Source organism: Halopiger xanaduensis SH-6 (assembly GCF_000217715.1).
GTDB classification, from domain to species: Archaea; Halobacteriota; Halobacteria; order Halobacteriales; family Natrialbaceae; genus Halopiger; species Halopiger xanaduensis.
This window is the reverse complement of record NC_015666.1, coordinates 706,637-733,084: the sequence shown is the minus strand read 5'-3', so window position 1 is coordinate 733,084 and position 26,448 is coordinate 706,637. Positions and strand designations below refer to the sequence as shown.

The 26,448-nt window shown below is 66.4% G+C and carries 26 protein-coding genes; 14 read left to right on the top strand and 12 right to left on the bottom strand.

The annotated features are described in order from the left end of the window. Window positions 1-109 precede the first annotated feature (109 nt). Together HALXA_RS03605 and HALXA_RS03600 are read right to left on the bottom strand one after the other, a co-directional pair. On the bottom strand, window positions 110-577 hold the full coding sequence (locus HALXA_RS03605; RefSeq protein WP_013878949.1) for a hypothetical protein: 468 nt from the start codon (window positions 575-577) through the stop codon (window positions 110-112). A gap of 137 nt (window positions 578-714) precedes the next feature. Next, window positions 715-2,409: an AAA family ATPase gene (locus HALXA_RS03600; protein ID WP_013878948.1), complete on the bottom strand. Its 1,695-nt coding sequence runs from the start codon at window positions 2,407-2,409 to the stop codon at window positions 715-717. A gap of 954 nt (window positions 2,410-3,363) precedes the next feature. Here HALXA_RS03600 and HALXA_RS03595 point away from each other — a divergent pair. The 5 genes from HALXA_RS03595 to HALXA_RS03580 all read left to right on the top strand — a co-directional run bounded on the left by HALXA_RS03595 (window position 3,364) and on the right by HALXA_RS03580 (window position 6,652). Continuing rightward, the gene (locus tag HALXA_RS03595; RefSeq protein WP_013878947.1) at window positions 3,364-4,002 is read left to right on the top strand and encodes an Era-like GTP-binding protein; all 639 of its coding nucleotides are present in this window, start codon (window positions 3,364-3,366) and stop codon (window positions 4,000-4,002) included. Window positions 4,003-4,008: 6 nt separating this feature from the next. Beyond that, window positions 4,009-4,413 carry a DUF2073 domain-containing protein gene (locus HALXA_RS03590; RefSeq protein WP_013878946.1) on the top strand — a complete coding sequence of 135 codons (405 nt, stop codon included), beginning with the start codon at window positions 4,009-4,011 and terminating at the stop codon, window positions 4,411-4,413. 1 nt (window position 4,414) lies between these two features. Next, a complete protein-coding gene (locus tag HALXA_RS03585) occupies window positions 4,415-5,605 on the top strand; it encodes an OapC/ArvC family zinc-ribbon domain-containing protein (protein WP_013878945.1) in 1,191 nt (396 codons plus the stop codon). A gap of 164 nt (window positions 5,606-5,769) precedes the next feature. Further along, window positions 5,770-5,859 (top strand): hypothetical protein, encoded by a 90-nt coding sequence (locus HALXA_RS22915; protein WP_449271600.1) that lies wholly within the window; start codon window positions 5,770-5,772, stop codon window positions 5,857-5,859. Window positions 5,860-5,869: 10 nt separating this feature from the next. Further along, window positions 5,870-6,652 (top strand): DUF7089 family protein, encoded by a 783-nt coding sequence (locus HALXA_RS03580; RefSeq protein WP_013878944.1) that lies wholly within the window; start codon window positions 5,870-5,872, stop codon window positions 6,650-6,652. Window positions 6,653-6,777: 125 nt separating this feature from the next. On the opposite strand, the gene HALXA_RS03575 is transcribed toward HALXA_RS03580, so the two are convergent. Beyond that, a complete protein-coding gene (locus HALXA_RS03575) occupies window positions 6,778-7,356 on the bottom strand; it encodes a DUF7090 family protein (protein ID WP_013878943.1) in 579 nt (192 codons plus the stop codon). Window positions 7,357-7,766: 410 nt separating this feature from the next. On the opposite strand from HALXA_RS03575, the gene HALXA_RS03570 reads away from it, so the two are divergent. Next, entirely contained in the window at window positions 7,767-8,447 is a 681-nt protein-coding gene (locus HALXA_RS03570) for a class I SAM-dependent methyltransferase (protein ID WP_013878942.1), read from the top strand. A 181-nt stretch (window positions 8,448-8,628) separates the two neighbouring features. On the opposite strand, the gene HALXA_RS03565 is transcribed toward HALXA_RS03570, so the two are convergent. Both HALXA_RS03565 and HALXA_RS03560 read right to left on the bottom strand, forming a co-directional pair. After that, the gene (locus HALXA_RS03565) at window positions 8,629-9,225 is read right to left on the bottom strand and encodes a DUF1684 domain-containing protein (RefSeq protein WP_013878941.1); all 597 of its coding nucleotides are present in this window, start codon (window positions 9,223-9,225) and stop codon (window positions 8,629-8,631) included. Window positions 9,226-9,337: 112 nt separating this feature from the next. Next, entirely contained in the window at window positions 9,338-9,577 is a 240-nt protein-coding gene (locus tag HALXA_RS03560; RefSeq protein WP_013878940.1) for a DUF7127 family protein, read from the bottom strand. 194 nt (window positions 9,578-9,771) lie between these two features. On the opposite strand from HALXA_RS03560, the gene HALXA_RS03555 reads away from it, so the two are divergent. Both HALXA_RS03555 and HALXA_RS03550 read left to right on the top strand, forming a co-directional pair. Then, window positions 9,772-10,737, top strand: a complete 966-nt coding sequence (locus HALXA_RS03555) for a CPBP family intramembrane glutamic endopeptidase (RefSeq protein ID WP_013878939.1) — start codon at window positions 9,772-9,774, stop codon at window positions 10,735-10,737. A gap of 118 nt (window positions 10,738-10,855) precedes the next feature. After that, window positions 10,856-13,243: an ATP-dependent DNA helicase gene (locus HALXA_RS03550; RefSeq protein ID WP_013878938.1), complete on the top strand. Its 2,388-nt coding sequence runs from the start codon at window positions 10,856-10,858 to the stop codon at window positions 13,241-13,243. Between the two features lie 58 nt (window positions 13,244-13,301). Here HALXA_RS03550 and HALXA_RS03545 read toward each other — a convergent pair whose 3' ends face one another. The 5 genes from HALXA_RS03545 to HALXA_RS03525 all read right to left on the bottom strand — a co-directional run bounded on the left by HALXA_RS03545 (window position 13,302) and on the right by HALXA_RS03525 (window position 16,024). Next, a complete protein-coding gene (locus HALXA_RS03545) occupies window positions 13,302-13,919 on the bottom strand; it encodes an SHOCT domain-containing protein (protein WP_013878937.1) in 618 nt (205 codons plus the stop codon). A 75-nt stretch (window positions 13,920-13,994) separates the two neighbouring features. Next, window positions 13,995-14,477, bottom strand: coding sequence for an adenylyltransferase/cytidyltransferase family protein (locus tag HALXA_RS03540; RefSeq protein ID WP_013878936.1), 483 nt, complete (start codon window positions 14,475-14,477; stop codon window positions 13,995-13,997). Beyond that, window positions 14,474-14,782, bottom strand: coding sequence for a DUF7521 family protein (locus HALXA_RS03535; protein ID WP_013878935.1), 309 nt, complete (start codon window positions 14,780-14,782; stop codon window positions 14,474-14,476). Before HALXA_RS03535 ends, HALXA_RS03540 begins: the two co-directional genes overlap by 4 nt. A 238-nt stretch (window positions 14,783-15,020) precedes the next feature. After that, complete coding sequence (locus tag HALXA_RS03530) at window positions 15,021-15,473, bottom strand: GNAT family N-acetyltransferase (protein WP_013878934.1); 453 nt, start codon at window positions 15,471-15,473, stop codon at window positions 15,021-15,023. A gap of 11 nt (window positions 15,474-15,484) precedes the next feature. After that, window positions 15,485-16,024, bottom strand: coding sequence for a peroxiredoxin family protein (locus HALXA_RS03525; protein ID WP_013878933.1), 540 nt, complete (start codon window positions 16,022-16,024; stop codon window positions 15,485-15,487). A 234-nt stretch (window positions 16,025-16,258) separates the two neighbouring features. On the opposite strand from HALXA_RS03525, the gene HALXA_RS03520 reads away from it, so the two are divergent. Beyond that, the gene (locus tag HALXA_RS03520) at window positions 16,259-16,903 is read left to right on the top strand and encodes a helix-turn-helix domain-containing protein (RefSeq protein ID WP_013878932.1); all 645 of its coding nucleotides are present in this window, start codon (window positions 16,259-16,261) and stop codon (window positions 16,901-16,903) included. Window positions 16,904-16,969: 66 nt separating this feature from the next. On the opposite strand, the gene HALXA_RS03515 is transcribed toward HALXA_RS03520, so the two are convergent. Both HALXA_RS03515 and HALXA_RS03510 read right to left on the bottom strand, forming a co-directional pair. Beyond that, window positions 16,970-17,338 (bottom strand): hypothetical protein, encoded by a 369-nt coding sequence (locus HALXA_RS03515; protein WP_013878931.1) that lies wholly within the window; start codon window positions 17,336-17,338, stop codon window positions 16,970-16,972. A gap of 12 nt (window positions 17,339-17,350) precedes the next feature. After that, window positions 17,351-18,490, bottom strand: a complete 1,140-nt coding sequence (locus HALXA_RS03510) for an aromatic ring-hydroxylating oxygenase subunit alpha (RefSeq protein WP_049895121.1) — start codon at window positions 18,488-18,490, stop codon at window positions 17,351-17,353. 215 nt (window positions 18,491-18,705) lie between these two features. Between HALXA_RS03510 and solA the strand changes: the two genes are divergently transcribed. From solA to HALXA_RS03485, 5 genes are all read left to right on the top strand, one after another. Beyond that, window positions 18,706-19,854 carry an N-methyl-L-tryptophan oxidase gene (solA, locus tag HALXA_RS03505; protein ID WP_013878929.1) on the top strand — a complete coding sequence of 383 codons (1,149 nt, stop codon included), beginning with the start codon at window positions 18,706-18,708 and terminating at the stop codon, window positions 19,852-19,854. 142 nt (window positions 19,855-19,996) lie between these two features. After that, on the top strand, window positions 19,997-20,422 hold the full coding sequence (locus HALXA_RS03500) for an EamA family transporter (protein ID WP_013878928.1): 426 nt from the start codon (window positions 19,997-19,999) through the stop codon (window positions 20,420-20,422). Window positions 20,423-20,621: 199 nt separating this feature from the next. Then, window positions 20,622-23,138 (top strand): GcvT family protein, encoded by a 2,517-nt coding sequence (locus HALXA_RS03495; protein WP_013878927.1) that lies wholly within the window; start codon window positions 20,622-20,624, stop codon window positions 23,136-23,138. A gap of 3 nt (window positions 23,139-23,141) precedes the next feature. Continuing rightward, window positions 23,142-24,377 carry a threonine ammonia-lyase gene (gene ilvA / locus HALXA_RS03490; protein WP_013878926.1) on the top strand — a complete coding sequence of 412 codons (1,236 nt, stop codon included), beginning with the start codon at window positions 23,142-23,144 and terminating at the stop codon, window positions 24,375-24,377. Window positions 24,378-24,651: 274 nt separating this feature from the next. Then, window positions 24,652-26,289: a BCCT family transporter gene (locus HALXA_RS03485; RefSeq protein WP_013878925.1), complete on the top strand. Its 1,638-nt coding sequence runs from the start codon at window positions 24,652-24,654 to the stop codon at window positions 26,287-26,289. Window positions 26,290-26,448: the final 159 nt, after the last annotated feature.

The following is a 26,448-nucleotide window of genomic DNA, read 5'->3' as shown; positions in this document are numbered from 1 at the left end:
TCGGGCCCCTCGCGTTCGCGCCTGGTTACTCTCCTTCTACTCGAACGGCTCGCGCGAGAAATCGCGGCTCGAGAAACAGGCGGCTCTCTCGAGAGATCGACAGATCCGGTCAGTCGTCGCTCGCCTCGTCCGTCGTCACCTCGAGTTGTAAGGAATCGCCGTCGTGGATCTCGGTTTCGGTTGGGTCGACCTCATCGCCGTTAACGGTGAACGCGATGTCGGTCTCGTCGTCGCGTCCGTCGTAGACCGTCCCGTCGATCGTGACGACGTGGGCCCCGTCCATCTGTTCGTAGGCGAAGTGGGGGAGGAGATCGATCCCTTCCGCGAACGTCACCCGGTCCCCCTCCATGTACCAGTGTTCGTGGCCCTCGTGGAGGTGAAAATCCATGGAGGAGTTGTCGGCGTTCTCGGCCTGAAACCGCGGGGCCTCGAGATCGATCGGCTCGCCGTTGACGGTGACGTCGATGGTGCCGCGCTCGTAGTCGTGACCCTGGGAGCCGATCACGTCGGACAGACAGCCGGCGAGCGAGCCGAGGCCGACCGCCCCGGTCGCGGCGAGGACCGTACGTCGGTTCATACCGGACGAAGCCACGCCTCGTATATCGGTCCTTCGCTGGCGCTGCGTCGATGAAAACCGGGCTGTGCGAATTCGCGAACGGAAGCGGGCGTTCGACTCGAAACGACGCGTGCAAGGGGCGGAGAATCAGTTCAGTATCAGTTCTCGAACCGCGCCTGCACGAACGGCTGGATGTCGTCGATGTCGGAAAGCCGGGAGTCGGAGAGCAGCACTGCTTCCGTCTCCTCGAGCGGCACCGAGAGGCTGATCTCCTTCGTGCGGCCGTAGCGTCCCTTCGAGACGACGACGGCGTTGACGATCCCCAGCATGTCGAGTTCGCTGATGAGGTCCGTCACCCGCCGCTGGGTGAGGACGTCGGCGTCGATCTCCTCGCAGAGGCGCTTGTAGATGTTGAACACCTCGCCCGTGTTGATGCTGTGGACGCCGTTCTTCTCGAGCAGGATGATCGCGAAGAGGACGAGTTTCGACTGCGTCGGGAGGGTGCGGACGACCTCGACGACGCGATCGAGTTCGATCTTGTCCTGGGCCTGCCGGACGTGTTCCTCGACGATCGTCTCGGCCTGGGAGCGCTCGGCGAGCTCGCCCGCCGTTCGGAGGAGATCGAGCGCGCGTCGTGCGTCCCCGTGCTCCTGGGCGGCGAACGCGGCGCAGAGGGGGATCACGTCCTCGGAGAGCGCGCCGCCCTTGAACGCCACGTCGGACCGATGCTCGAGGATGTCCCGCAACTGGTTCGCGTCGTACGGCGGAAAGACGATCTCCTCCTCCCCGAGCGAGGATTTGACCCGCGGGTCGAGGAAGTCGGTGAACTTGAGGTCGTTCGAGATGCCGATGATCGACACCCGGGAGTTCTCGAGTTCGGAGTTCATCCGCGAGAGGTTGTAGAGCGTGTCGTCGCCGCTCTTCTCGACGAGTTTGTCGATCTCGTCTAACATGATGACGACGACCCGCTCGTCGTAGTCGACGGCGTCGAAGAAGACGTTGTAGACGCGGTCGGTCGGCCAGCCGGTCATCGGAACGTCTTCGAACGAATCCTTGTCCTCCTCGAGGGACTCGATCCGCGCTTCGATCTCGGCTACCGAGTCGAACGGAGTCGACGCGAGGGGGTGAGACGGTTCGGCGGCGCCATCGGCCGTAGCACCGGAATCTCCCGCGGTGTCACCGTCTTCATACCCCTCCGTTTCAACTGGAGATTCGTTCGGCGTATCCGGATTGTCCGCTCCAGTTGAAACATTAGGATCGTCCGGTGCGTCGGCTAACTCGTCGGGATAGTCGAAGAGTTCCGATTCATCGGCGGACGGATCGTTCCCCGCTTCGTATTCCTCGATGGCCCCGAGAAGATCCTCGAGGGAGTCGATCCGATCGTCGATGCGCTCCTTGTTCTTCTCGATGAACTTGTTCGCGAGTTGCGCGAGCACGCGGTACTGCGTGTCCGTCACCTCGCAGTTGATGTACTCGACGTCGCAGGGGACGCTGTACTTCTGGGAGGTGCTCTCGAGTTCCTTGCTGACGAACTTCGCGCTGGCGGTCTTGCCGGTCCCTGTTTTGCCGTAGATGAGGATGTTCGACGGCGTCTCGCCGCGAAGTGCGGCGACCAGGATCGTCGCCATCTTGTTGATCTGGTCGCTCCGGTGCGGGAGTTCGTGGGGCGTGTAAGACGGTCGAAGGACCTCCTTGTTCTCGAAGATCGGTTCGCCGCTCAGCAGGTCGTCGAACAACCCCTGTTTGGGCTCGTCGTCGCCGAGCTCGGTGTCGCCGAAGTCCGTGGAAAACCCGTGCGTATCGTCTCCCTCGACGTCGTTCGAGCCCGTGAATTCAGTATCGTCATCTGACATCCGTCGTACAGTCACCCCCTTGTTTCAGGTGGAAATCCGAACCCGAGATCAGGAATGTAGCGAGGTAGACGGGCCGTAGGGGCCCATCAACGATTCCAGCAACCCGGTCCGGGTCCAGTTGATGCAAACGAAACAGAGGAAGAGCGTTGTATTAAATTCTTCCCTTCGATTCACGGGGGTAATCGAGACTGGACTCGCTTGCAACGCTGCAGTACGGGATTAGGGTACCCTGCTGCTATGCCCGTGTGACCTAATGATGGATTAGGCGGTCGGCGAACGCCCTGGCACATCGTTCTGGAAGCCGGTAGACCGGACGATATGATATCGTCGAACAGTGTCTGGAAAGATAGAACAGGATTCTGATGAATAGTGGGCCTCGATATCGTGACTCGTGATCAGTTTGGAAGATCGACGATGATCATCGGAAGCCCCCCACCCCTTCGTTTCAGGTGGAACGGCCTGAAGAAGGGGTGGGTGGGGAGAAGGTGTCTCTAGAAGGAGAAGCTTTAGGTGACTGCCTGAAAAACAATATCCGAACGACTAGCAAATCTAGGACTTTACTAGGGCTGTTGCAGCTAGTTACTAGTTTCAACTAGATTCGCGATCTAGAGCACCTCGAGTTACTAGAACCGCTGGGTCCGCCCGATTCCGTCCGGAGAGACCCTCTCTTTTCGGCTCGACTCGAAGGAAAGGGGTCCGATTGACCGATCGAACTGCTCCGGGACACCGCACCCTCGGCACTCTCCAGTTGAAACAAAGGGGTGGGGGACCACGGCCGGATCGAGCCAATCGTTGCCATGGACCACCCTACATATCGGATTAATGAGAGACATACTTTCACATCCCTCCTGATAACTCACTGTTGTTGGTTTATAGATATGTCTGACATAAGCTTAAGTGAATTCAGTCAGTAGTACGCTCAGATGCACCCCGCGGTGCTGGAGGGCCCTACAGATGGGACTGTTCACAGAACTCAAAGATAGTATCTCTCGGGTTACGGACCGCCTGTTCTCAGAACAGGAACCCAAACGTATCGGTATCTACGGTCCGCCGAACGCCGGCAAGACGACGCTCGCGAACCGAATCGCACGGGACTGGACCGGCGACGCCGTCGGTACGGAAAGTCACGTTCCACACGAAACGCGACGCGCACGCAGGAAAGAAAACGTCGAGATCGAGCGCGACGGGAAGAAGGTGACCATCGACATCGTCGACACGCCCGGCGTGACGACGAAGGTCGACTACGAGGAGTTCACCGACGAAATGGACGAAGACGACGCGATCCGCCGCTCCCGCGAGGCCACGGAGGGCGTCGCCGAAGCCATGCACTGGCTTCGCGAGGACGTCGACGGCGTCATCTACGTCTTAGATAGCGCCGAGGATCCGATCACGCAGGTCAACACGATGTTGATCGGCATCATCGAATCCCGGGATCTCCCCGTTCTCATCTTCGCGAACAAGATCGACCTCGACGACTCGAGCGTCAAGCGCATCGAGGACGCCTTCCCGCAGCACAAGACGATCCCGCTGTCGGCGAAGGAAGGCGACAACATGGACGAAGTCTACGACAATATCGCGGAGTACTTCGGGTGAGTTGCCATGCCTAAAGCAACCAACACCGACGACGCTGACGGTCCCGACGACGGCGTCCAGATCGACCTGATCAGCGGCGAGCGCATGCAGGATATGGCGACGATGGAGAAGATCAGGATGATCCTGGACGGCGTTCACGACGGGAACATCGTCATCCTCGAGGAGGGACTGACTCCCGACGAGGAGAGCCGGCTCATCGAGGTCACGATGTCCGAGATCAGCCCGGACGAGTTCAACGGGATCGAGATCGAAACGTATCCGAAGTCGGGGACGCGCGACTCCTCGCTGCTCGGCCGGATCATGGGCGGCGACGAGTCGGACGCGAAGCTGACGGTGATCGGGCCGGCCAACCAGATCGAAACGCTGCACAAGGACGAAACGCTGATCAGCGCGCTCGTGTCCCGAAACTAAAATGCCACACCAATGTACGAACTGCGGCCGCACGTTCCCCGACGGCTCCAAGGAGATGCTGTCGGGGTGTCCCGACTGCGGCGGGAACAAGTTCCAGTTTACGCCGTCGGGGTCGGGATCCAACAGCGGATCGGCCGCAACCGGGTCGTCCGATACGGCCGCCGGGGCCGAGTCCGACTCGAGCGCCGCGGACGGTCCCGGTTCCGACTCCGGCCTCGATCCTGAGTCGGCTCCGTCCCCGGACGCGGAAACCGACGACGAGAGCGTCACCTCGCGTGCCGCAGAGACGGTTCGGGACTTGATGTCGCCGGATTCGTCGTCTTCCGCTTCGACGGACGCATCGGCCGCTTCCCCTTCGAGTTCCGCTTCGTCCCCTTCCGGGACGAATACGACCTCGAGCGACTCGTCGTCCGAGCGCTCGTGGCCGACGACAGCAACGGAAGCGGCACGGGGCGGCGCCGACGACGCGCCGGACGAAACGGAGGGGTTCACGGAGTGGCCCGACACGGCGCGGCGACCCGAAGACCGAGACGGGGGCGAAGACGGAGACGGTACCCCGGCAAACGCCGAGTCCGACGACTCGAGCGTCGACCGCCGGAAGCCGACCGCGACGCTCGCCGACAGCGAGAACACCGCCCAGGCCGACGCGCGAAGCGACGTCGTCTCCTCGACGGAACTTCCCTCGCACACTGACACCGACCGGGACGATTTTCGCACCCGAACCGCGTCCCAGTCCGGCGACTCGAGCGCGACCGATCTCGAGTCCGGGTCCGAGTCCAATCCTGGCACCCCGGGCGCCAGCGCGCCTGACGCAGCCGCCGATGCAAACGCGTCCGCTGCTTCGACGTCCGTTCCCGACTCCGACGCGGACTCGGCGGTCGAACCTGCGGTCGACGAACCGACCGCGGGCGACGCGTCCGCGGATGCCGGCCCCGATTCCGGTCCCAGCGACGACGACCGGCCGCCGTCTCACGGCCGGGTCGTCAGCGAGCCCTCCGGCGACGAACCGTCGATCGAGGAGCTTCGCGAGGAGTTGAACAAGCAGTTCGAGAGCATCAAGATCGTCAACCCCGGACAGTACGAACTCAACCTGATGGAGCTGTACAACCGCGAGGAGTACATCATCTCCCTGCAGGAGGACGGTCGCTACGTGATCGACGTCCCCGACTCGTGGCGCGAGGCCGACGAGTAACGGTTCTGTCGACTGTTTCTACCGCCGGCGATCCTGGCGACCCGATTCACAGCTCTCGAGTTGTTCTCATAACTCGCGGCCGCCCTCGAGACGGATGCCGTCGACGGCCGGCGGCCGACGCCGAGACAGATGGATTTAAGCGACGCGCGTGATAGCTTCCGACTATGAGCACCGCAACCAAGGTCGTTCTCACCACGGTCGGTATCTCGGCACTGCTTGCAATCCTGCTGGTCTTCCAGACCGTCCTCGCCTGAGCCGAGCCCGATGTTCGAGCCCCGCGAGCTCTCGCCGCCGGTCGAGGTCGTTCGAGAGTCTCAGGCTCCCGAAGCGACAGTCTTCGACTGCGAGCGTGACTTCGAGACGCTCCCGCCGGCGCTGGCCGAGGACCTCGGCCTCGTCGTCGACGCGCTCGAGCCGGCGAGCTATCCCGCGTCGTGGCTCCCCGACGACGCGCCGACACTGTTGGCGCGGTACGCGAGTTCGGATCTGACCATCGGTATGCCGGGCGACGGAAGCATCGTCTGGACGCGCCAGACCGAGCCGCCGGTCGTGCTGGTCAAGCCGCGCGTCGAGGGGACGCCCGAGCCGTTCCTGAACTTCCTGCTCGCGGAGGCGTTCGTCGAACTGGGGCTCGAGGTGCCCGAACACTTCATCGGCTTCTTCGAGGATACCTACGCGGACCTCGATCGGGCGGTCGATCTCGACCCGAACGGGACCTACCAGGTCGCCGCGGCGCTGTTCGACGGCTGGGTCGGGCTCCAGACCCGCGAGGTCTTCGCGGACTGGCACGCGGAGAACCCCGAACTCGCCGACGCGTGGCAGGACGCGGGCACGCGCCTCGAGGAGCGAGTCTCAGGCCTGCCGCGCGCGGTCGCCCGCGGCGAGACGGACTTCGCGGACGCGACGGAACTGGCGTGTGCGGCGATCAAGCACGCGATCGAACTGCCGGCGCCGTTCGCCGCGCTCGATACGGACGCCTATCGCGACCACGGCCCCGAGTACGCGGTTCGGTGGGCCGAGAAGACGTTCGACTCGCTCGCGGAGTAGGGTTCGAGATCCTCGCGACACGACGGGGTCAGTAATGAATCGATTTCTGACTCGCGGTCGTCGCTCGCGACGAGAGTCGAGAACTGAACCGAGAAACGAGAGACGAGAGACGCGAGACCGCAGACTTAGAAGTCGGCGTCGATGCTGCCGTCCTCGTCCAGATCGATCACGCCGTCGAACAGCGCGCGGAACCGATCGACGATTTCGGGATCGTGGGGCTCCTCGGAGACGTGGAAGAGACCGACCGCGTCGTACTCCTCGAGCAGTTCGAGGATCCGTTCGACGGCCTCGATCGCGGCCTCGTCGCCGGCGTAGTAGGCGAGTTCGGTGACGGAGTCGAAGCTGAGTCGGAGTTTGCCGTCGTTGTCGGCGAGGAAGCTCTCGATCTGGCTGACGATACCGTCGATGTCGTCGGGCGCGGCGACGTAGTGGACGGCGTCGCTCTTGCGACGGGAGTAGCCGCGTTCGATGGACAGCGTGTCGAGAATCTCGGCGCACTCCTCGTCGACGTCGTAGTACTCGAGTTTCTGCCTGACTTCGCGGGCCGTCGTTCGCGTGGAGATGACGAGGAAGTGGTCGGTGTCGGTTTTGAGAAAGTCGGTGTCGATGCGGTCCGTTTCGCCGGTGCTCGGGTGGAGTAAGAGAACCCCTGTCCCACCCCTAATCGTCTCCGGCGTCCCGTCGATCTCGAGCGTGTACTCCATTCTGGAGTCAACAACTTTCGGGACCGACTTAATAGTGCGGATGTGTCGTCCGCGCCGGTGCTCCGACGTAGTCTCGCGATCTCACGACTCGAGGGGGACTGGGTTTCCGAAGCAAGGGGACGAGAGGTCGAGGCAGCGAGTGCTGTCCGTTCGACCGAGAGCCGATGCCCACGGTGTGTCGGTCGACCGCAACCTCTCCACTCATCTATTTTTAGGCCACCCTAAAGAAGCTGTCGGTCGCTCCGTCGGTGCGGCGTCGTCTCGCCGGCGCCGTGCTGAATATGATGCTGCGGTCATGCGCCGAACCGTCTCCGACGAACCTGCGAATCGATCCCACCGTTTCGACTCGAGTCGTCCGCGTCGCACCGAAAGCCGAACGGGTTTTGGACGCGGAGACGGACCGTTCACGTATGAGCGTACGCGAGGAGTTCGACGAATGGGCAACGAGCGGCCGCGACCGCGGCATGGAGGAGCGCCACTGGCACACCGCCAAACACGCGCTCGCGCGAATGCCGGTCGAACCCGGCGACACCGTGCTCGACCTCGGCTGCGGCAGCGGGTACGCCGGCCGCGCCCTGCGGGACAACAAGGACGCGGGCCGGGTCTACGGCCTCGACGGTTCACCCGAGATGGCGCGCAACGCCGCCGGCTACACCGACGATCCCGAGGTCGGGTACGTCGTCGGCGACTTCGACTCGCTCCCGTTCGCGGACGACTCGATCGACCACGTCTGGTCGATGGAAGCGTTCTACTACGCCGCCGATCCGCACAACACGCTCCGGGAGGTCGCCCGCATTCTCCGGCCCGGCGGCACCTTCTACTGCGCCGTCAACTACTACGAGGAGAACGTCCACTCCCACGAGTGGCAGGAGAACATCGCCGTCGAGATGACCCGCTGGGACCGCGGGCAGTACCGCGAGGCCTTCCGCGACGCCGGCCTCCACGTCGCCGAACAGGACAACATCCCCGACCGCGAGATCACGATCCCCAGCGAGGCCGAGTTCCCGACCGAGGACTGGGACACCCGCGAGGACATGGTTGAACGCTATCGCGAGTACGGAACGCTGCTGACCGTCGGCGTTGCGCCCTAACATTACCGCAACGCTCGCTCTTTCTCCGAGTCCGTTCGTTTCTATGCCTGCGACTCGAGCGAGATCGACGATCCGCCACTAACCCCTTCGCTTCGACTCGAATCGGCGCATCACCGGCCCGTGGCCCGGCTTTCCGGCCAGTTGTTCGACTCGAAACACTCCGCTAGCGGTCAAGAGGTAATTAGAACGGTGTCGACTCCTCGAACCGCTCGCCCGCCGCAATCGCCACCTCGAGCCAGTTTTCCTCGGGCGGCAGCGGGCAGTCGAAGGTCTCGCTGTAGGCGCAGAAGGGGGTGTACGCCAGGTTGAAATCGAGGACGAGTTCGTCGCCGTCCTCCAGGTCCCGATCCGGCGCCAGTTCCATGTAGCGGCCGCCCTCGTAGCTCTGCTGGCCCGTCGTCTTGTCCCGGAACGGAATGAACAGCTGCTCCTCGTTCGGGCTCTCGAGTCGGTAGGCAGCCAGCTCGTAGGTCCCGTCTTCGAGATCCTCGTCGTCGCGCTCCAAGTCGAACTCGAGGGTCGCCACGCGGAGGTAGCGCATTTCGCGGCCCGCGGTGGTATCCATCCGGACGACCTCGGGGTCGTCGTGGACCGTCGCGGTCGCGACGACGCGGTAGTCGGGATCCGGCTCGAAGTAGTCGAGGCCGTCGAAGTCGTCGCGCTCCTCGGGTGGAATCGGCGACTGCGGGTGCTCGGCGAAAAACTCGTCCTTCTCGGCGCGTTTCGACTCGAGTTCGTCGCGCCACAGGTCGACGTCGACGTCGAACGAATCGCTCATACGCTCCGTAGCCGCCCGGAACGGGAATGGGTTGCGTTTCGATCGGCGCGCTGTCGCGTCGTCGTGAACTGCGGGTGAAAACGAGGCGCCGTCGGAATCGGAAGAACGAGGGTTACTCGGTAATCGTCAGGACGCCGTTGTTCGCGGAGACGTCGCTCGCTTCCGGCGGGAGTTCGAACTCGAACTGCTCGCCGTCCGTCACGATAATTGCAGTGTCACCGACGATGTCGATCGACGCGTCGCCGGCCTCGCTTCCGAAATCCACCGCGATGACGCTCGTGTCGTCGTACTCGACGGTACGGACGATCGCACCGTGGCGGTCGGCGTTTCGGAGTGATTCGGGAACGTTCACACCCGTCGTTGGGGCCTCGAACTTATAAGGGGCGCGCCGGCAGTGGCTACCCGATTCGGCGCGTCAGTCGCCTCGAGATCTCGGTCTATTCGGTCGAACACGCCAGTACACCCCGTTCAAATCGACAGCGTTCCGGCCGGCCTCGGTCATCGTCACAGTATTGATGCTGTAACAACACATCGATACGACTAGGAATGTCCTCGGAAGTCATCGACCGTCGGCCGCTCGTCGTCTTCCTCGTCGCGCTCGCGGCGCTCGCGAGCGGGTTCGTGCTCGTCTCGCGGCTCGCCGGCGTGAGCATGATCCTCCTCGCGCCGGCCTACATGTTCACGCCGCTGCTGGCCGGTATCGTGACCTGCGTCTCCGGCGCGCTGTCGTTCGAGCGCGCGGGGTTGCGACTGCCGCGCGGACGGCTCCGCTGGCTCGCAATCGCCGCGGTCGTCCCGCTCGTGCTCATACTGGTTGGCACGGCCGTCGCCGTCGCCCTTCCGGGGACCGAGTTCGTTCCCGACGTGAATCCGATCACCGGGGCGGGGACGTCGTTCGAACAGCCCGAAACGACGGACGCTGGCCCGTCGCTTCCCGGGTGGCCGGCGAACCTCCTCATCATGCTCGTCGTCGCGGTCGTCGCCGGCGCGACGATCAACGCCGTCTTCGCGTTCGGCGAGGAGTTCGGCTGGCGCGGCGTCCTCCAGACCGCGCTCGCGCCGCTCGGCTTCTGGCGGGCGTCGGCCGTCGTCGGCTTTTTCTGGGGAGTGTGGCACGCACCGATCGTCATCGAGGGGTACAACTTCCCGAACGAGCCGGTCGTCGGCGTCGGCGTGATGACCGTCGCCTGCATCGCGATGGCGCCGGTCTACACCTACGTCACGCTGGCCGCCCGGTCGGTCCTGGCGCCGGCGGTCTTCCACGGCACGTTCAACGCCTTCGCCGCGACGATGCTCGCGTTCGCGCAGGGCGGCTCCGAACTGGTCGTCAACCCCGTCGGCGGAATCGGCATCCTCGTGTTCGGGCTCGCCGCGGTCGCGATTGCCGTCGCCGGGACGCCGCCGCTCGAGCCCGACTGGGCGCTTCCGGCCGACGCTGGGGCGACCGGAGAGTCGCCGGCTCGAGACGCCGAGTCCCCGGTTTCCGACGCCGTCGGCGGAGACGAGCGGTAGCGCGCTGGTTCTATCGATCGTTCTACCGACGAGCGACCGTCACTTTATCACCGAAGGCGCGTCGAATGCGGTCCGTCAACCCTATGGCCGACCGCTCCCGAGTAAGCGAAGACACCGCATGACGGACTGGCGCTCGATCTTCGGGCACGCCCAACCCTACGAGCCACAGGTCGACGGCATCGAGACCGCGATCGAGGCCGCTCGAGACGGCGGCTACACGGTCGTCGAGGGCGCCTGCGGCACCGGGAAGACGATGATCGCGCTCACGGCGGGAATCGACCTCGTTCGCGACCCCGATACGGACTACGAGCGCGTGTTCGTCCTCACGAGCGTCAAGCAACAGCTGCGCCAGTTCGAGGAGGACTTAGAGACGATCAACGAAAATCTGCCCGACGACTGGTGCCCGGTCTCGGGCCTCACGCTGGTCGGGAAGGCCGACGTCTGCCCGTACAACCGCGAGAAAACGGCGGGGTTCGACGACGGGAACGTCTACGACCGCTGCGAGACGCTGCGGGATCGCACTCGCGACCTCGTCGGCGAGGGCGGCGACACCACGGCGCAGAACCTCGCGGCCCGCGCCCGCAGCCAGCAGATCGGGTTAGCCGACAGCGGCAGTCAAGGCGGGACCGCGAACTACCTCGAGACCGCCGGCGAGCCGACGCCGTACCCGCCGGACCTGCCCGAGTACGGCGAGGGCGGTCCCGTCGGCGCCGAAACCGAGTACTGCCCGTTCTACGCGCAGTACCTCGAGGATCTCCCGGAGGAGGACAGCGAGGGCGACGCCGCCGAAGCGGTGCCGTACGACTTCACGACGGCAGGGATGATCACGCCCGAGGACCTCGTCGCACGCTCCGTCAAGCACGGCACCTGCCCGCACTCCGTGATGGGCGCCGCGCTGGGCCACGTCGAGGTCGTCATCGGGAACTACTACCACGCGTTCGATCCGACGACGACCGGCTCCTTCACCGGCGCCCTGCTGGACGACTCGACGTTCGTCGTCTGCGACGAGGCCCACATGTTAGAGCCCCGCGTGCGCGATCTGGTCAGCGACGGGGTGGCCGACGCGACCCTGCGCGACGCCGAAACCGAACTCTCGCGGGTCATCCAGCCGATCAAGTTCGAGCGCGAGGGCCGCACCGCCGAGGGCGGCTCGAAGACCGCCGACGCCGACCTCGTGCGGGGCGAACTCAACGACAGCGACGTCACCTACGACGAACTGAACCGAACCCTCGAGTTCATCCGGGACCTCCGCGCCGAACTCGACCGACGGGTCACGGCTCACCTCGACCGGAAACACAGGGGGTGGCAGTCGAACCTCACCGACCTCGAGGACGACGAGATCCCGCTGCGCGACCCGGGCGAACCCGCCGAGGACGAACTCTCCGCGTGGGCGCGCGAGGCCGGCTACGGCGACGCCGACTGGGTCCGCGCCGAGGCCGTCGGCGCCGTCGTCGCGCGCATCCTGAACGAGGCCGAGGACGAGGACCGCACCCGCGCCGCGCCCGCCGTCGGCCGCGTGCTCGGGGAGTGGTACCGCCGCGACCACACCGACTACTTCCGCGAGATCGAACTCGAGCGCACCTGGAACGAGACCGAACCCGCCGACTCGTGGCGCCGGGCCTACACCGCCCGGATCGCCCTGCACAACTGCGTCCCCAGCGACGCCATCGGAGACCGCCTCGCGAAGTTCGGCGGCGGCATCCTCATGAGCGCGACCCTCGAGCCGATGGACGCCTTCACCGAAGTCACTGGCCTGCAGTACATAGAGCGCGAGGAGGATCGGCCGGTCGTCGAGCGCCGCTACGGGCTGCACTTCCCCGCGGAGAACCGCGAGAGCTTCGCGGTCGCCGCGCCGAAGTTCACCTACGACAACCGGGGCCGGGCGGGGGAAGAAAATCCCACGCGCAGGCAGTACGCCGATGCCGTCGCGAAGATCGCCCGGGTTCCGGGCAACGTCCTCGTCGGGATGCCCAGCTACGCCGAAGCGGAGTGGGCCGCCGGCGTGCTCGAGGACCGCGTCGACGGGAAACCGATCCTGCTCGACGCCTCGACCGACGACGAGGCGACCGAGTCGCTCAAAAGCGAGTTCTTCGCCGGTGAGGGGAAGGTGCTCGTGACCAGCCTCCGGGGGACGCTGACCGAGGGCGTCGACTACAGCGGCGACCGCCTCGCCGCGGCGGTGGTCTGTGGCGTCCCGATCGTCAACACCTCGAGTCCCCGCACCGAGGCCGTCCGCCGGGCCTACGACGACGCGTTCGGCGACGGCTTCACCTACGCGCTCACCATTCCCGCCGTGCGGAAGGCCCGGCAGGCGATCGGCCGCGTGATCCGCTCGCCCGAGGACGTCGGCGTGCGCGTCCTGCTGGACGAGCGCTACGCTCGCGATAGCTGGGATTCGGTGCGGGAGTTCCTGCCCGAGAACAGTGAGTTCCAGCCGGTCAGTCTCGACATGCTCGACGTCGGCCTCGAGCGGTTCTGGTCGCGCCTCGAGTCGGATTCCTCCTGATAGCACCGCTGAAAACACATCACGGCGGCCGAGTCAGTTGCAGTAGCTCGGTGCTCCCTCACCCGCGCTCCGAACTCCGCTCTCGGCGTTCGCGGGTCGGCTCGTCGCGGTTCGGAGACGATCGGCCCTTCGTCGCGTCGGTCTGAACCGTGTACTCCCCGTTCGCCAGTCGCTCTTCGAGTCGCCGCTCGAACTCGTCCTCCGAGAGTTCGCCGTTTTCGTACTTCGCTTTCAGATCGCCGAACGGATCTCTCTCGTCGGCTCCGGCCGGTGAGTCGCCGGTGTCTCGGTCGATACCGGCTCGAGAGATGGTGTCGGTAGTGGTGGGTGTGGTAGAAACCGACTTCGTCGTTCGCGAACTGCTTGCGCCGCCGACCGGATACTCGGCCGCCGAGTCGATGTTCCCGATGAGCGAGAGGTAGATCGGCCAGAGGGTGAGAATCGACAGGAGCACCATCGGGAGTCCGAAGCCGAGTAACACGGGCATCCAGAACAGCGCGGCGAGCCCCCACGTCGGGGCGGCGAATACGCCGAGCGCCAGCAGCCAGAGCCCGAACGGCCCGATGGTCCCGCCGAGGAGGAACCGGCCCAGCGCGCCGTCTGGCGTGTACCGTTCGACGAGCGCGTGTACCCGACTGCTCAGCGACGACGAGCCGGACGGTCGAGGGTTGCCCATACTGTTAGCTAGGGTACACAATACATAATCGTAGCGTTACCTATCCGCTCCGGCCCAGCGGTTCCGGCCGCGGTGCTACCGGGAGGGTTCGACCGTGTGGCGCTCGCGGACGCGGGCTTTGATCTCGCTGCTCGACACCAGCGTCTCCCCGTCCGGGTCGAGCCCGCTCGCCCGCTCGACGCGGCAGTCGATTCCCCACTCGGCGAGCATGGCCGAAACGTCGCGCTCGTCGTGGTGCTGATCGTGGCCCAGCACGAGCACGTCGGGGTCGATCGCCTCGATCGGAACTGAGAAGTCCTCGGGATGGCCGAGTCGAGCGTAATCGACGGCCTCGAGCGCGGCGACGGTGTCCCGGCGCTGCGCGTCCGGCATGACGGGATCGGGTTTGTGCGCGATGTTGTCCGCGCGGGCGACGATGACGTGGAGTTCGTCGCCCGCGGCGGCGGCTTCCTCGAGGTAGTGGACGTGGCCAGGGTGGAGGATGTCGAAGGTTCCCTGGGCGACGACTCGAGTGGGCTCGTCGGCTGCCGTTTCGTCCGGCGTCGAATCCTCCGTCACTCGGACCACCCCACGGTGATGGTCGTCGTCGCGCTCGTCTCCGTGTACAGCGAGTACAGCAGGACGGCGAAGCCGCCGGCCGTGAACGAACTCTGGATCGCGACGCCGAGCGCGACGCTGCGCAGCAGGTGCGCCACGCCGCCGAGGACGGAGCCCGCCACGATGATGGCGAAGCCGGCGGCGACGGCCCGCAGCGCCGGCGACCCGGTGCGGCGGAACGCCCGGTAGGCGAGCGTCGCGACGGCACCACCCGTTACGAGCGTCGCCGCGTTACTCGCCGCGATGAAGAGCGCGTAGTCGGTCATGGGTTCTCGTAACGACGGCGCCGGCCGGTCCCGATCTCGGTCTCAGTTCTGGTTCCCGTCGGGTGGCGGTCGGCGCGAATCGGTCGATCGTCGGCACGTCCGAGCACTGGATGGATCCTGCGTCCCATCGGCCGTAGTCGTTTCTATCCGAGCGTGCGCGATCGACCCCCTTGAGTCCCGCCGGTGTTCCCACGCGGGTAGAATACGGAGAATATGTTCGGCTGTCCCGGAAGCCGCCTCAGTCCTCCGCTACGACGACGCCCTGGTGTCGCCGGCCGTCGATCGGCTCGATCGAAAACCCGAGCCGCTCGTAGAACGGTCGGACGCCCTCGTCGAACCGCGCCGTCAGCCGCCCCTCGCGCTCGAGGCCGCGCTCGACCAGCGCGCGGCCGAGTCCGCGACCCCGGTGGCGGCGGCGAACGCCGATCGCCGCGATGTGGGCGCCCCGTTCGTCCTCGAGCCTCTCGAGGACGAGCGTGCCGAGGATGCGGGCGGCCGCCGACCCGTCGCCGCGACCCCGGCGGTCGCCGGCCACGAGCACGTCGCCGGCGTCGATCCGTGCCTCGACGTCGCCCGGCTCGAGCATGGCGGCGTCTAAGATACGCCGGACCTCGAGGGCGTCGTCGGCGGTTGCGGAGCGGACGAACGCGACGTCCGAACGACCGTCGAAATCGGGACCGGAGCCGGACATCGTCTCTCGTGTCACGTCTCTCGGTCGATCGTCGCCAACAACTCGTCGATTTCCGGACGGTCCATGTTCGTGTGGCCGCGGTGGCTGGCGGCGACGGTGATTTCGTCGCCGTCATCCTGGACGTCGAGGACGACCGCCGCGGGCATGCGACCGACGAGGTCGACGTGCCTGCCGAGCGGACCGAACCGGACGGGCTGTTCGAACGCTTCGCCGACGGTCGCGTCCGGGTCCGCACAGAGCGGGTAGGGTAGGTCGTACCGTTCCTGCCACTCGCGAACGCGCTCGCGGGGTTCGGGGACGACGGAGACGACCTGACAGCCCCGCTCCTGAAACTCCTCGTAGCGGTCCGCGACGGCCCGGACCTGCCGGCGACACTGGCCGGCGTGGTGGTCGCGGTGGAGCAACAGGAGGACGGTCTCGTAGGCGGGATCGCCCCCGTCGGTCGTCGTCGGATCCGCCGGCGCGACCGGTTCGGCGAGGTCGGCGATCGCGAGCTGGTCGGGACCCGGGCCGACGTTGGGCAACGGAACCTCGACGGCGGCATCGATCATAGCCGCAGTACCGTGCCGGCCCCGAAAACGACTCGGCTTTCAACGGTCCAGTCCCTCACGTTCCGCCGCTCGAAACCCCCCATACGAGGGAACGGTTAAGTAGCGATGTGTGGTACATGGTGGCAAGACAATGACAAACACGGTCGTATCGTCAACGGATCAACGGGAATTCCGACGACCGGTGTATAGACGTCGGACAACGCAACTCCGGACCGAACGAGGGTGTGAGAAGCCGTGAGCCTGATCGCGATACTCGACGTCGCCCACCCTGATCTCGCGTTGACGCCGACGATCCGGGACTGTCCGGAGGCGTCCGTCGAGGTCGTTTCCCACTCGACCACCGACCCGGAGACCGGCCTGTTCTTCTTCCTCGTCCGGAACGCGGACGAGACGTTCGAGCCGACGCTCGAGGCGGATCACACGGTCGCCGACTGGCTGCTGGTCGACGACCTCGGCTCGACGCGTCTCTACCGCCTCGAGCACACCGAGGGGACGAAGCTCATCTCGCCGATGGCGACCGAACTCGGCGGCCTCCTGCTGCGGGCCGAGAGCAACGACCGGGGGTGGACCGTCCGCCTTCACCTTCCCGACCGGGAGGCGCTCGCCGAGCTCTGGGAGCGGTGCCAGGACTGCGACATCTCGTTCGAACTGCACCGCATGTTCCGGCGGGACGAGTGGACCGACGGGGTGGCGCCGGAGGTGACCGACGAGCAACGCGCCGCCCTGGTCGCCGCCTACGAGGAGGGGTACTTCGAGGAACCGCGGGAAACGTCGCTCGAGGAGCTCGCCGACTCGCTGGGCATCTCGCCGACCGCGGTCGGCGGCCGCATCCGCCGCGGGACCGGCACGCTCGTGGAGACGACGCTGCTCGAGGAGTGAGGTGCGAGGAGCACGGTGTACGGGACAACCGACGGCCGGCCGCTCGCCGTCCGCCGCCGCTCGGAGTCAGACGACGGCGACGTGATCGTCGCGCGGTTCGTAGAGCGCGCCGGTCAACCGCACGTCGTGCAGTTCGTCGAGGGTCTCCCCGACGGGGACCCCCTGCTCGCTCGTCGCCGCGACGACGGCGCCCAGTGGGACGCCGTTCTCGTAGTGGGCCTCGAGTTCGGCGACGACGGTCTCGATATCGGTCGCCGTCGGCAGATCGAACGCAAAGTCGGTCCGCGTGACGACGACGTCGTGTCCGGTCTGTCGACTGTGGCGACGGTAGAACGCGACGAGTTCGTTCGCGGAATCGACGCCCTGTTCGACCTCGCACTCCCGGCACGCGGCCGCGAACGGTGCTTGCCGTTGTCGTGGATCACTCGCGGTCATGTTCGCGACGAGCTACGCCTCGTAGGCCTCCTGCGCGAGGCGGTGGAGCTTGTGGACGGTGTGTTCGTTCGGCCCGAGTTGCGCCTGCGCGATCGCCCCCGACTCGAGGCCGCGCTGCTGGCGCTCGACCAGTTCGAAGTCCTCCTCCTGGAGCTGCCGGCTCGTCCGGACGAACTCCGCTTCCTCCTCGGACAGGTCGGCGTCCGCGAAGTAGTAGTCCGCAACGAGCTGGAACCGCCCTTCGTCGATCGGATCGATGATGTAGGTGCCGTAGCCGTCGGCGGTCCCGTACATGTTGACCGTGAAGTTCGGCCAGAAGTAGTAGAACTTCGCCTCGTGCTCGTCGTGGATGCGCATCTCGTCGTCGACGTCCTCCTTGTGCTGGTAGTGGAGGATCCAGTGGTAGTCGTTGACCTCGAGTTCGGAGTCGAGGAGCTCGAGGTCCCGCACCCAGTCCTGGTGGTTGGCCTGGCAGTGGTCGCACTCGGAGTAGTTGCCGCCGAAGACCTTCCAGTTGCACTCGACTTCGGAGACGATGCGTCTGGCGAGGTGGTACTCCTCCAGCGGAAGCGACTCGAGTTCGGTCTTCATCGAGCCCGCCTGTTCCTCGAGGGGCATCGGATCGTCGGCGAAGTTGACGAAGACGAACGGGCCGATGCGGTCGGTGTGGACCGACATGAGGGCGTTCTCCTCGGCGTCCGGTTCGGAGACGTCCTCGTCCTCGAGGTCGGGGTTCAGGCGCGCGTCCTCGAAGCTCTTGGGCGTGCTCGCGAGCGACCCGTCGAGGTCGTACGTCCAGAGGTGGTACGGACACTTGATCCGGCCCGCGTTGCCGGGGTCGGTCATCGGCGTCTCCTCGACCATGGCCGACCCGCGGTGCGCGCAGACGTTGTAGAACGCCTCGATGTCGCCGTCGTGGGTCCGGACGACGATGATCTCCCGATCGCCGATGTTGCGCGTGAAGTAGTCTCCCGCGTCGGGAATGCAGTTCGCGTGGCCCGCGTACACCCAGTACCGACCGAACACCTTCTCCTTCTCCATCTCGTGGACCGCCGGGTCGGTGAAGTACCGCGCCGGTAGGGCGTTGGTTTCGTCGGTAATGTCGGGGCTGACCGGTTCCACCGCGTCTCGACCGTTGTTCCACCGGGTCATACTGTGTGCCATGCCATGGCGTAACGCTCAATAAGGGTTGATCGCAGGTAGTTCGTACCTATAAGTGGCGTCCGACGCCGCGCTCCGCTGCGGCGCGGCGGAGCCGGTCGATCGGTCCGAGCGACCGATACCGGCCGATCCCCGGGACGCGTCAAAAAGGTCCGATGTGAGACGGATTAACAGTCAAGGGGATCGTCGTCGAACCGGTCGGCAGTATGCACGAGACGGACGACCGGTACGACGTCGTCGTGATCGGTGTCGGCGGCATGGGCAGCGCGACGACCTACCACCTCGCCGAGCGCGGCCTCGACGTGGTGGGCCTCGAGCGGTACGATATCCCCCACACGATGGGGTCGTCGCACGGCATCACGCGGATCATCCGCCGAGCCTACTACGAACATCCCGATTACATCCCGCTCATCGAACGGGCCTACGACCTCTGGGACGACCTGGCCGAGGAGACCGGCCGCGACGTGCTCCACCGGACGGGATCGATCGACGCCGGCCCCGAGGACAACGTCGTCTTCGAGGGGTCGCTGCGCTCGTGCGAGGAACACGACATCCCCCACGAGGTCCTGACGAGCGCCGAGGTCTCCGAGCGGTTCCCCGGGTACGACCTCCCGGAGGGCCACAAGGCCCTGTACCAGCCTGACGGCGGCTTCGTCGTCCCCGAACAGGCGATCGTCGGCCACGCCGAGGCGGCCCAGGCCGCGGGCGCCGAGGTGCGGGCCCGCGAGCGCGTCCTCGACTGGGAGCCCACCCCGGACGAGGGCGTCCGCGTCGAGACCGACCGGGACACCTACGAAGCCGACGCCATGGTGCTCGCCGCCGGCGCCTGGAACTACAAGTTTACAGATGCGCTCGAGGGGCTCGCGGTACCCGAACGGCAGGTGCTTGGCTGGTTCCAGCCCGAGCGGCCGGCGACGTTCGAACCCGACAGCTTCCCGGTCTGGAACCTGAAGGTCCCCGAGGGCCGGTTCTACGGGCTGCCGATCTACGACGTCCCGGGGATGAAACTCGGGAAGTACCACCACTTCGACGAGGACGTCGACCCGGACGAGTACGACCGGGAACCGAACCGCGAGGACGAGCGGCTCCTCCGCGAGGTCGTCGAGAACTACTTCCCCGAGGCCGCCGGGCCGACGATGCGGCTCGCGACCTGCATGTTCACCAACTCCCCGGACGAGCACTTCATCCTGGACACCCTGCCCGACCATCCGCAGGTCGCCGTCGGCGCGGGCTTTTCGGGCCACGGCTTCAAGTTCGCCAGCGTCATCGGCGAGATCCTCGCCGACCTCGCGGCCGACGGGGAGACCGACCACCCGATCGAGATGTTCGGCCTCGATCGGTTCGACGACGCGTAGCGGTCGATAGCGGCGCGATCGGTCAGTGCTGGTCACTGCACGTACGGCGACGTAGCGCGCTCGACGCTCGAACGGCGGCTACTTAAGAATCGCAGGTAATGAAGGGTGAGGTGTTTTCCAGTGGCAATAGAGTCCTCCACCGATGGGGCTCCCCGAGATAGATTCGGCCGTGTTCTTCGGGTCGATTACGATGGTCACGTGGGGAATCTGGGTCGTCTTGGGCAACGCTGCGTCGGAGTCCATCGACCCGAGGACGGCCGCCGCGATCTCCTATCTCGTTGCGGGGCCCCTTGCGCTCGGGTTCATCATCGTTTCAGACGCGTCGCTCGCCATCACCGCGAGAGGCGGCCTGCTCGCCGGTACGGCCGGATTGTTCACCGGAATCGGCCTGATTTCGATGTACGTCGGCCTCTCCGGCGGGTCGACGACGATCGTCTCGACGCTCGGTGCGATGTACTTCGTCGTCGCGGCCCTCATCGGGATGGTCGTCCTCGGAGACGACGTGACGGTAACGAGACTCGTCGGGATAGCCTTCGCGGTTCTCGGAGTCGTCCTGGTCACCCGATAGATCCGCCCGCCGTAATCGTTGGGCGTGGAACAGTCCCACCGAAAAGAGGACGATGACCCGCCCCTCGCCCTTCTTGAGCCAAGCGATCGGGTTGCACCGAGTCGCGGTCCGGCGCGCGGCCCCACTCCCGCGACTGTTATACGCCACAGGTTATCCACCCGGATAGCTATGCTCGGTCCCGTGGCACTGCCTGTGACATATGAGTACAGGGAACACGCTTCCCGACAGCGCGGGAACCGTCGTCGTCGGCGCGGGCTGCGTCGGCTGCAGCGCCGCCTACCACCTCACCCGCCTCGGGCGCGAAGACGTCGTCGTCGTCGATCAGGGGCCGCTGTTCGAGACCGGCGGCTCCACCTCGCACGCGCCGGGGCTGGTCTTCCAGACGGGCGGAAACAAGCTGATGACCCGGATGGCGTCGTACACGCGCCGGCTGTACGAGGACCTGGACGGCTTCCGGACCTGCGGCGGGATCGAGGTGGCGTACACCGAGGACCGCTGGGACTTCCTCAAGCGAAAGCGCGAACGAGGGCAGTCCTACGGGATCGAGGGCGGCGAACTGCTCTCGCCCGACGCGGTCGCCGACCGCGTCCCGCAGATCGACCCCGAGGTCATCCGCGGGGGCTACTACGTTCCGACGGACGGCAAGGCCCACGCCGTCGACGCCTCCGCGGCGATGGCCGAGCAGGCCCGGTCGGCCGGCGCCGAGTTCTACGGCGATACGACCGTCACGGACCTCGAGGTCGAGGACGGCGAAATTCAGACGGTCGTCACCGACCGCGGAACCATCGACGCCGACGAGGTGCTGGTCGCGACGAACATCTGGGGGCCGCTGTTCGGCGACATGGTCGGCGTCGACATCCCCTTAGTCCCCTGCGCCCACCAGTACCTGGTCTCGGACGAACTCCCGGAACTGGCCGGCGCGGACCGCGAGATCGAGCAGCCGCTGCTCCGCCACCAGGACCGGTCGCTGTACTTCCGCCAGCACGGCGAGCGCTACGGCATCGGCTCGTACAACCACGAGTCGCTGCTGGTCGATCCCGAAGACATCTACGGGCCCGAGAAGCTCGAGGACCTGGGCCTGGAGTACCCCTCGCTGCGGGAGTTCACGTCCGAGCACTTCTACGAGAACACCCACCCCGATCACGACCAGGCGGCCTACGACGCGGCCTGCGAGCTCGTCCCCTCCCTGCGGGACGCCGAGTTCGAGTCCGCGATCAACGGGATGTTCTGTTTCACCCCCGACGGGATGCCGATCCTCGGGCCGACGGAGGAGATCGACGGGCTCTGGTGGGCGCTCGCGATCTGGGTCACCCAGTCGGGCGGCGCCGGGAGCATCGTCGCTCACTGGATGGAAGACGGCGTGCCCCGCCTCGACGGCGAGCGCGTCGACGCCACGGGCGCGCACATCTCGCGGTTCCAGCCCCACGCGGGCTCGCGGGAGTACACGCGGGGCCGGGGCGCCCAACAGTACCAGGAAGTCTACCAGCTGATCCACCCGCGCGAGCAGCCTCAGGACCAGCGCGGGCTCCGCCGGAGTCCGTTCTACCGTCGGCAGGAGGAACTCGGTGCGGAGTTCTACGATTCGGGCGGCTGGGAGACCCCGCAGTGGTACGAGACCAACGAGGCCCTGCTCGAGGAGTACGACGTTCCCGACCGGCCGGACTGGCTCGACCGCGGCTGGTCGAAGGCCCAGGGCGTCGAGCACCGGGCGGTCCGCGACCGCGTCGCGATGGTCGACATGACCACCTACACCGGCATCGAGGTGACCGGCGACGGCGCGACGGCGTTCCTCCAGCGGCTCCTGACGAACGACGTCGACGTCTCGCCGGGCCGGATCCGCTACGCGGCGATGTGCAACGAGGACGGGGGCATCCTCGCGGACGTGACGGTCGCGCGGCTCGCCGAGGACCGCTACACGGTGTTCACGGGCGGCGGGAACTCCGCGACGCTACACTCGCGGTGGCTCCGCGAGCACGCGCCCGACGACGGCTCGGTGTCGGTGCGGACCCGCGACTCCGACATGTGCGGGATCGGCGTCTTCGGGCCCGACTCCCGCGCGGTCCTCTCGTCGCTCGTTGAGGCGGACCTCTCGAACGACGCGTTCCCGTTCTACACCGCTCAGGAGACCTACCTCGAGAGCGTCCCGGTCACGATGCTCCGGCTCTCCTACGCCGGGGAACTGGGCTGGGAGCTGTACGCGCCGATGGAGTACGGCGCGCGGCTCTGGGAGCTGATCGAGGACGCCGGCGACGAGTACGGCATCGTCCCGATGGGCTGGGCGGCCCTCGATTCGACGAGCATGGAGAAGGGATTCCGGCTGTGGGGGACCGACGTCACGCCCGAGTACGACCCCTACGAGGCCGGGATCGGCTTCGCGGTCGACCTCGAGACGGACTTCATCGGGAAGGACGCGCTCGTGGAGGCTCGAGAGAACGGGATCGACCGCAAGCTCGTCCCGATCACGCTCGACGAGCCGGGCGCGGTCGTCGATACTGGCTACCCGGTGCTCGAGCCCGACGGCGACGACGCGCTCGGCTACGTCACCCGGGCGGACTACGGCTACTCGATCGACGCCGGGATCGCCTACGCCTACCTGCCGGCGGCGGCCGCCGAGGCGGGCCGGGACGTCGAGATCAGCTACGAGAACGACCGGTACGCCGGGACGGTCCGGGACGAGCCGCTGTTCGATCCCGACCGCGAGAAGATGCTCCGCTGAACCATGAACGGAGCGTACGAGACCGTCGAGATCGCCGACGTCGAGGCGGCTCGAGACCGGCTCGACGACGAGTCGGTCGTCAAGCGCACGCCGGTCGAGCGGAGCACGTCCCTCGACGACATGACCGGCGCCGAGGTCCACCTCAAGATGGAGCACCTCCAGTGGACGGGCTCGTTCAAGACCCGCGGCGCGTACAACAAGATCGCGCAGTGCGTCGCCGACGTCGGCGTGGACCGGGTCGTCGCGGCCAGCGCCGGCAACCACGCCCAGGGCGTCGCGCTCGCGGCGACGAAGCTCGGCGTCGACTCCACGATCGTCATGCCCCGCGGCGCGCCCCAGGCGAAGGTCGACGCCACCCGGAGCTACGGCGCCGACGTCGAACTCGTCGGCAGCGACTTCCGGGACGCGATGGCCCACGCGAAAGGGCTCGTCGACGACGACGCGACCGAGTTCGTCCACGCCTACGACGACCCCGCGATCGTCGCCGGCCAGGGAACCCTCGGCCTCGAGATGTACGACGACCTCCCCGACGTCGACACCGTCGTCGTCCCGATCGGCGGCGGCGGGCTGATCTCGGGGATCGCGACGGCCTTCGCCGAGCGCTCGCCGGAGACGCGCATCGTCGGCGTGCAGGCGGCCGGCGCGTCGACCGTCTCCGAGAGCCTCCGGAAGGGCGCGGCGGTCTCGCTCGACTCGGTGGACACGATCGCCGACGGCATCGCGACCGGCGGCATCTCGGAGTTAACACTCTCGCTGATCGAGGAGCACGTCGACGAGGTGGTCACCGTCACCGACGGCGAGATCGCCCGCGCGGTGTTGCTGTTGCTCGAGCGGGCCAAGCAGGTGGTCGAAGGGGCCGGCGCGGCGTCGGTCGCGGCGATCGTCAGCGACGAACTCGACGTGCGCGGCGAGACGGTGATGCCCCTCCTGAGCGGGGGCAACCTCGACATGACGATGCTGCAGACGGTGCTCGTCCACGCGCTGACCGACCGCGAGCAACTGCTCAAGCTGCGCGTCCGGATCGACGACCGGCCCGGAAAGATGGAGGAGGTCTCGGGGCTCATCGCCGACCACGGCGCCAACATCCGGACCGTCCGGCACGACCGCTCGGCGCCCGAACTGGACGTCGGCGAGGCCCACCTCGTCTTCCAGGTCGAGACGAGCGGCGCGGGCCAGTCGCGAGCGATCGTCCGCTCGATCCGCGATCACGGGTACGAGGTCAGGCGGGTCAACGCGTGACCACTTTTCTATCAATTCAATACGAGTATCACCACCGAACCGTAACTCGAGGGTGACGTGTTCGGGCAGGGTACAAAAACGGCTCCGGTTATGAAGATGAACCTTGATTTGACGGGTTGGTATCAATACGCACGGTGTATGATACCATGGAGGGACAGGGCACCGACCGCGTGCCGCTTCGGACCGGCAGTGCGACCGCCGGTTCGCTCGAGACCGCGTACGGATCGAACGACCGATTGAGGGCTCGCTGGGAACCGTCGGGGGGTGAGCCGCGATGAGTACCGCCGACCGCGACGGGGCGAGCGACGACGACGGGGCGCTGCGAACGTTCGTCGCCGAACTCGATCCCGTCGTCTTCGGCGTCGGCTTCGTCGTCGCCGCGTCGATCGTCGTCGCGTTCCTCCTTCGAGAGGAGCGGACGCTCGAGCTCATGGAGGGGACCAACGAGTTCCTGTGGACGAGCTTCGGCTGGGCGTACCTCGTTTCGATGTTCGCCCTCGTGGCCTTCGTTCTGTTCCTCATCTTCGGGCCGTGGGGGAACATCAAACTGGGCGACCCCGACGAGGACCCCGAGTTCAGCTTTCTGGCGTACTTCGCCATGCTGTACTCGGCGGGGATCGCCGCGGGCATCGTCTTCTGGGGGCCGGCCGAAGCGATCTTCCACTACTCGACGCCGTCCCCGTTCTCCGGGGTCGAGGCCGAAACGACGGGCGCCGCCGTCAGCGCCCTCCAGTACACGTTCTTCCACTGGGGGCTCTCGGCCTGGTCGGCGTACGTGATCATCGGTATTCCGATCGCGTACTTCGCCTACCGGAAGGGCGCGCCGATGCGCATCTCGACGATCATCGCGCCGATCGTCGGCCTCGACAACCTCGAGGGGCCCTGGGCGAAGCTCGTCGACATCCTCGCCGTCTTCGCGACCATCGGCGGCATCGCGACGACGCTCGGGCTGGTCGGGAACCAGTTCCTCGTCGGGCTCGAGTACGCCGGCGGCGTCTCGTTCGGCGACGCGGGGACCGTGCTCGTGATCACGGGGCTGACCGTCGCCTTCACGATCTCGGTCGCGCTCGGCGTCGAGAAGGGGATCCGGCGGGTATCGTACTTCAACATGGGGCTGTTCGGCCTCCTGACGGTCGCGGCGTTCGTGCTCGGCCCGTCGGTGTACATCATGACCGTCGGGACCCAGGCGCTGGGCGCGTACATCAACGAGTTCGTGTCGATGAGCCTCTTCATGGGCGCGTCCGAAACCGGCGGCCAGGGGGCCGACTCCGGCTTCGTCGGCGCCTGGACCGTCTTCTACTGGGCCTGGTGGTTCTCGTGGGCGCCGTTCGTCGGCCTCTTCATCGCCCGGATCTCGCGGGGCCGGACGGTCCGACAGGTCGCCGCGACCGGCGTCGTCGCCTCGACGGCCGTCACCATCCCCTGGTTCGCGACGATGGGCGGGACGTCCATCTTCCTCGAGTCGAGCGGCCAGGCGGAAATCCTCGGCACGCTCGAGGCCTGGGGGTTCAACGAGGCCGTCGCCGGCTACCCGCTGTTCGAGGCGCTGCCGGCCGGCGAGTTGCTCACCGTCCTCTTCCTGGTGCTGGTGACGACGTTCTTCGTGACGTCGGCCGACTCCTCGACGCTCGCGCTGGGGATGCTCACCACCGGCGGGAAACGCAAGCCCTCGACGATCAACCGCGTCATCTGGGGCGCCCTCATGGGCGCGCTGGCCTCGCTGCTGATGGTCGCCGGCGGCACCACGGCGCTCCAGCAGGCGGCGATCATCGCCGGCGGCCCCTTCGCGGTCATCACGCTCGTCGCGGTCGGCGTCATGATCTCGGTCTTCGGTAGCCGCCGGGCGCTGTTCCTCCGCGAGGAGGATCGGTCCGAAGCCCCGACCGGCCAGGCGATGCCCGAGGACGACTGACCCGCTAACCGGTACCCGGCGGCCAGTCCGTTTTCGTTTCCGGTCCCCGTTTTCGTCGCTCTCGAACGAGCACTCTCGAGCAGCGCGGTCTCGAATCGCGAGTTACAACGCGGTGAGCCAGTCCGGTCGGCTCTTGGGACGTTCCGCTCGAGCCGTGAG

Bases quoted from the DNA above. Each gene is read 5' to 3' on its own strand.
- HALXA_RS03605 (WP_013878949.1), bottom strand. From the start codon at position 577: ATGAACCGACGTACGGTCCTCGCCGCGACCGGGGCGGTCGGCCTCGGC.
- HALXA_RS03600 (WP_013878948.1), bottom strand. From the start codon at position 2,409: ATGTCAGATGACGATACTGAATTCACGGGCTCGAACGACGTCGAGGGA.
- HALXA_RS03595 (WP_013878947.1), top strand. From the start codon at position 3,364: ATGGGACTGTTCACAGAACTCAAAGATAGTATCTCTCGGGTTACGGAC.
- HALXA_RS03590 (WP_013878946.1), top strand. From the start codon at position 4,009: ATGCCTAAAGCAACCAACACCGACGACGCTGACGGTCCCGACGACGGC.
- HALXA_RS03585 (WP_013878945.1), top strand. From the start codon at position 4,415: ATGCCACACCAATGTACGAACTGCGGCCGCACGTTCCCCGACGGCTCC.
- HALXA_RS22915 (WP_449271600.1), top strand. From the start codon at position 5,770: ATGAGCACCGCAACCAAGGTCGTTCTCACCACGGTCGGTATCTCGGCA.
- HALXA_RS03580 (WP_013878944.1), top strand. From the start codon at position 5,870: ATGTTCGAGCCCCGCGAGCTCTCGCCGCCGGTCGAGGTCGTTCGAGAG.
- HALXA_RS03575 (WP_013878943.1), bottom strand. From the start codon at position 7,356: ATGGAGTACACGCTCGAGATCGACGGGACGCCGGAGACGATTAGGGGT.
- HALXA_RS03570 (WP_013878942.1), top strand. From the start codon at position 7,767: ATGAGCGTACGCGAGGAGTTCGACGAATGGGCAACGAGCGGCCGCGAC.
- HALXA_RS03565 (WP_013878941.1), bottom strand. From the start codon at position 9,225: ATGAGCGATTCGTTCGACGTCGACGTCGACCTGTGGCGCGACGAACTC.
- HALXA_RS03555 (WP_013878939.1), top strand. From the start codon at position 9,772: ATGTCCTCGGAAGTCATCGACCGTCGGCCGCTCGTCGTCTTCCTCGTC.
- HALXA_RS03550 (WP_013878938.1), top strand. From the start codon at position 10,856: ATGACGGACTGGCGCTCGATCTTCGGGCACGCCCAACCCTACGAGCCA.
- HALXA_RS03545 (WP_013878937.1), bottom strand. From the start codon at position 13,919: ATGGGCAACCCTCGACCGTCCGGCTCGTCGTCGCTGAGCAGTCGGGTA.
- HALXA_RS03535 (WP_013878935.1), bottom strand. From the start codon at position 14,782: ATGACCGACTACGCGCTCTTCATCGCGGCGAGTAACGCGGCGACGCTC.
- HALXA_RS03530 (WP_013878934.1), bottom strand. From the start codon at position 15,473: ATGTCCGGCTCCGGTCCCGATTTCGACGGTCGTTCGGACGTCGCGTTC.
- HALXA_RS03525 (WP_013878933.1), bottom strand. From the start codon at position 16,024: ATGATCGATGCCGCCGTCGAGGTTCCGTTGCCCAACGTCGGCCCGGGT.
- HALXA_RS03515 (WP_013878931.1), bottom strand. From the start codon at position 17,338: ATGACCGCGAGTGATCCACGACAACGGCAAGCACCGTTCGCGGCCGCG.
- HALXA_RS03510 (WP_049895121.1), bottom strand. From the start codon at position 18,490: ATGACCCGGTGGAACAACGGTCGAGACGCGGTGGAACCGGTCAGCCCC.
- solA (WP_013878929.1), top strand. From the start codon at position 18,706: ATGCACGAGACGGACGACCGGTACGACGTCGTCGTGATCGGTGTCGGC.
- HALXA_RS03500 (WP_013878928.1), top strand. From the start codon at position 19,997: ATGGGGCTCCCCGAGATAGATTCGGCCGTGTTCTTCGGGTCGATTACG.
- HALXA_RS03495 (WP_013878927.1), top strand. From the start codon at position 20,622: ATGAGTACAGGGAACACGCTTCCCGACAGCGCGGGAACCGTCGTCGTC.
- ilvA (WP_013878926.1), top strand. From the start codon at position 23,142: ATGAACGGAGCGTACGAGACCGTCGAGATCGCCGACGTCGAGGCGGCT.
- HALXA_RS03485 (WP_013878925.1), top strand. From the start codon at position 24,652: ATGAGTACCGCCGACCGCGACGGGGCGAGCGACGACGACGGGGCGCTG.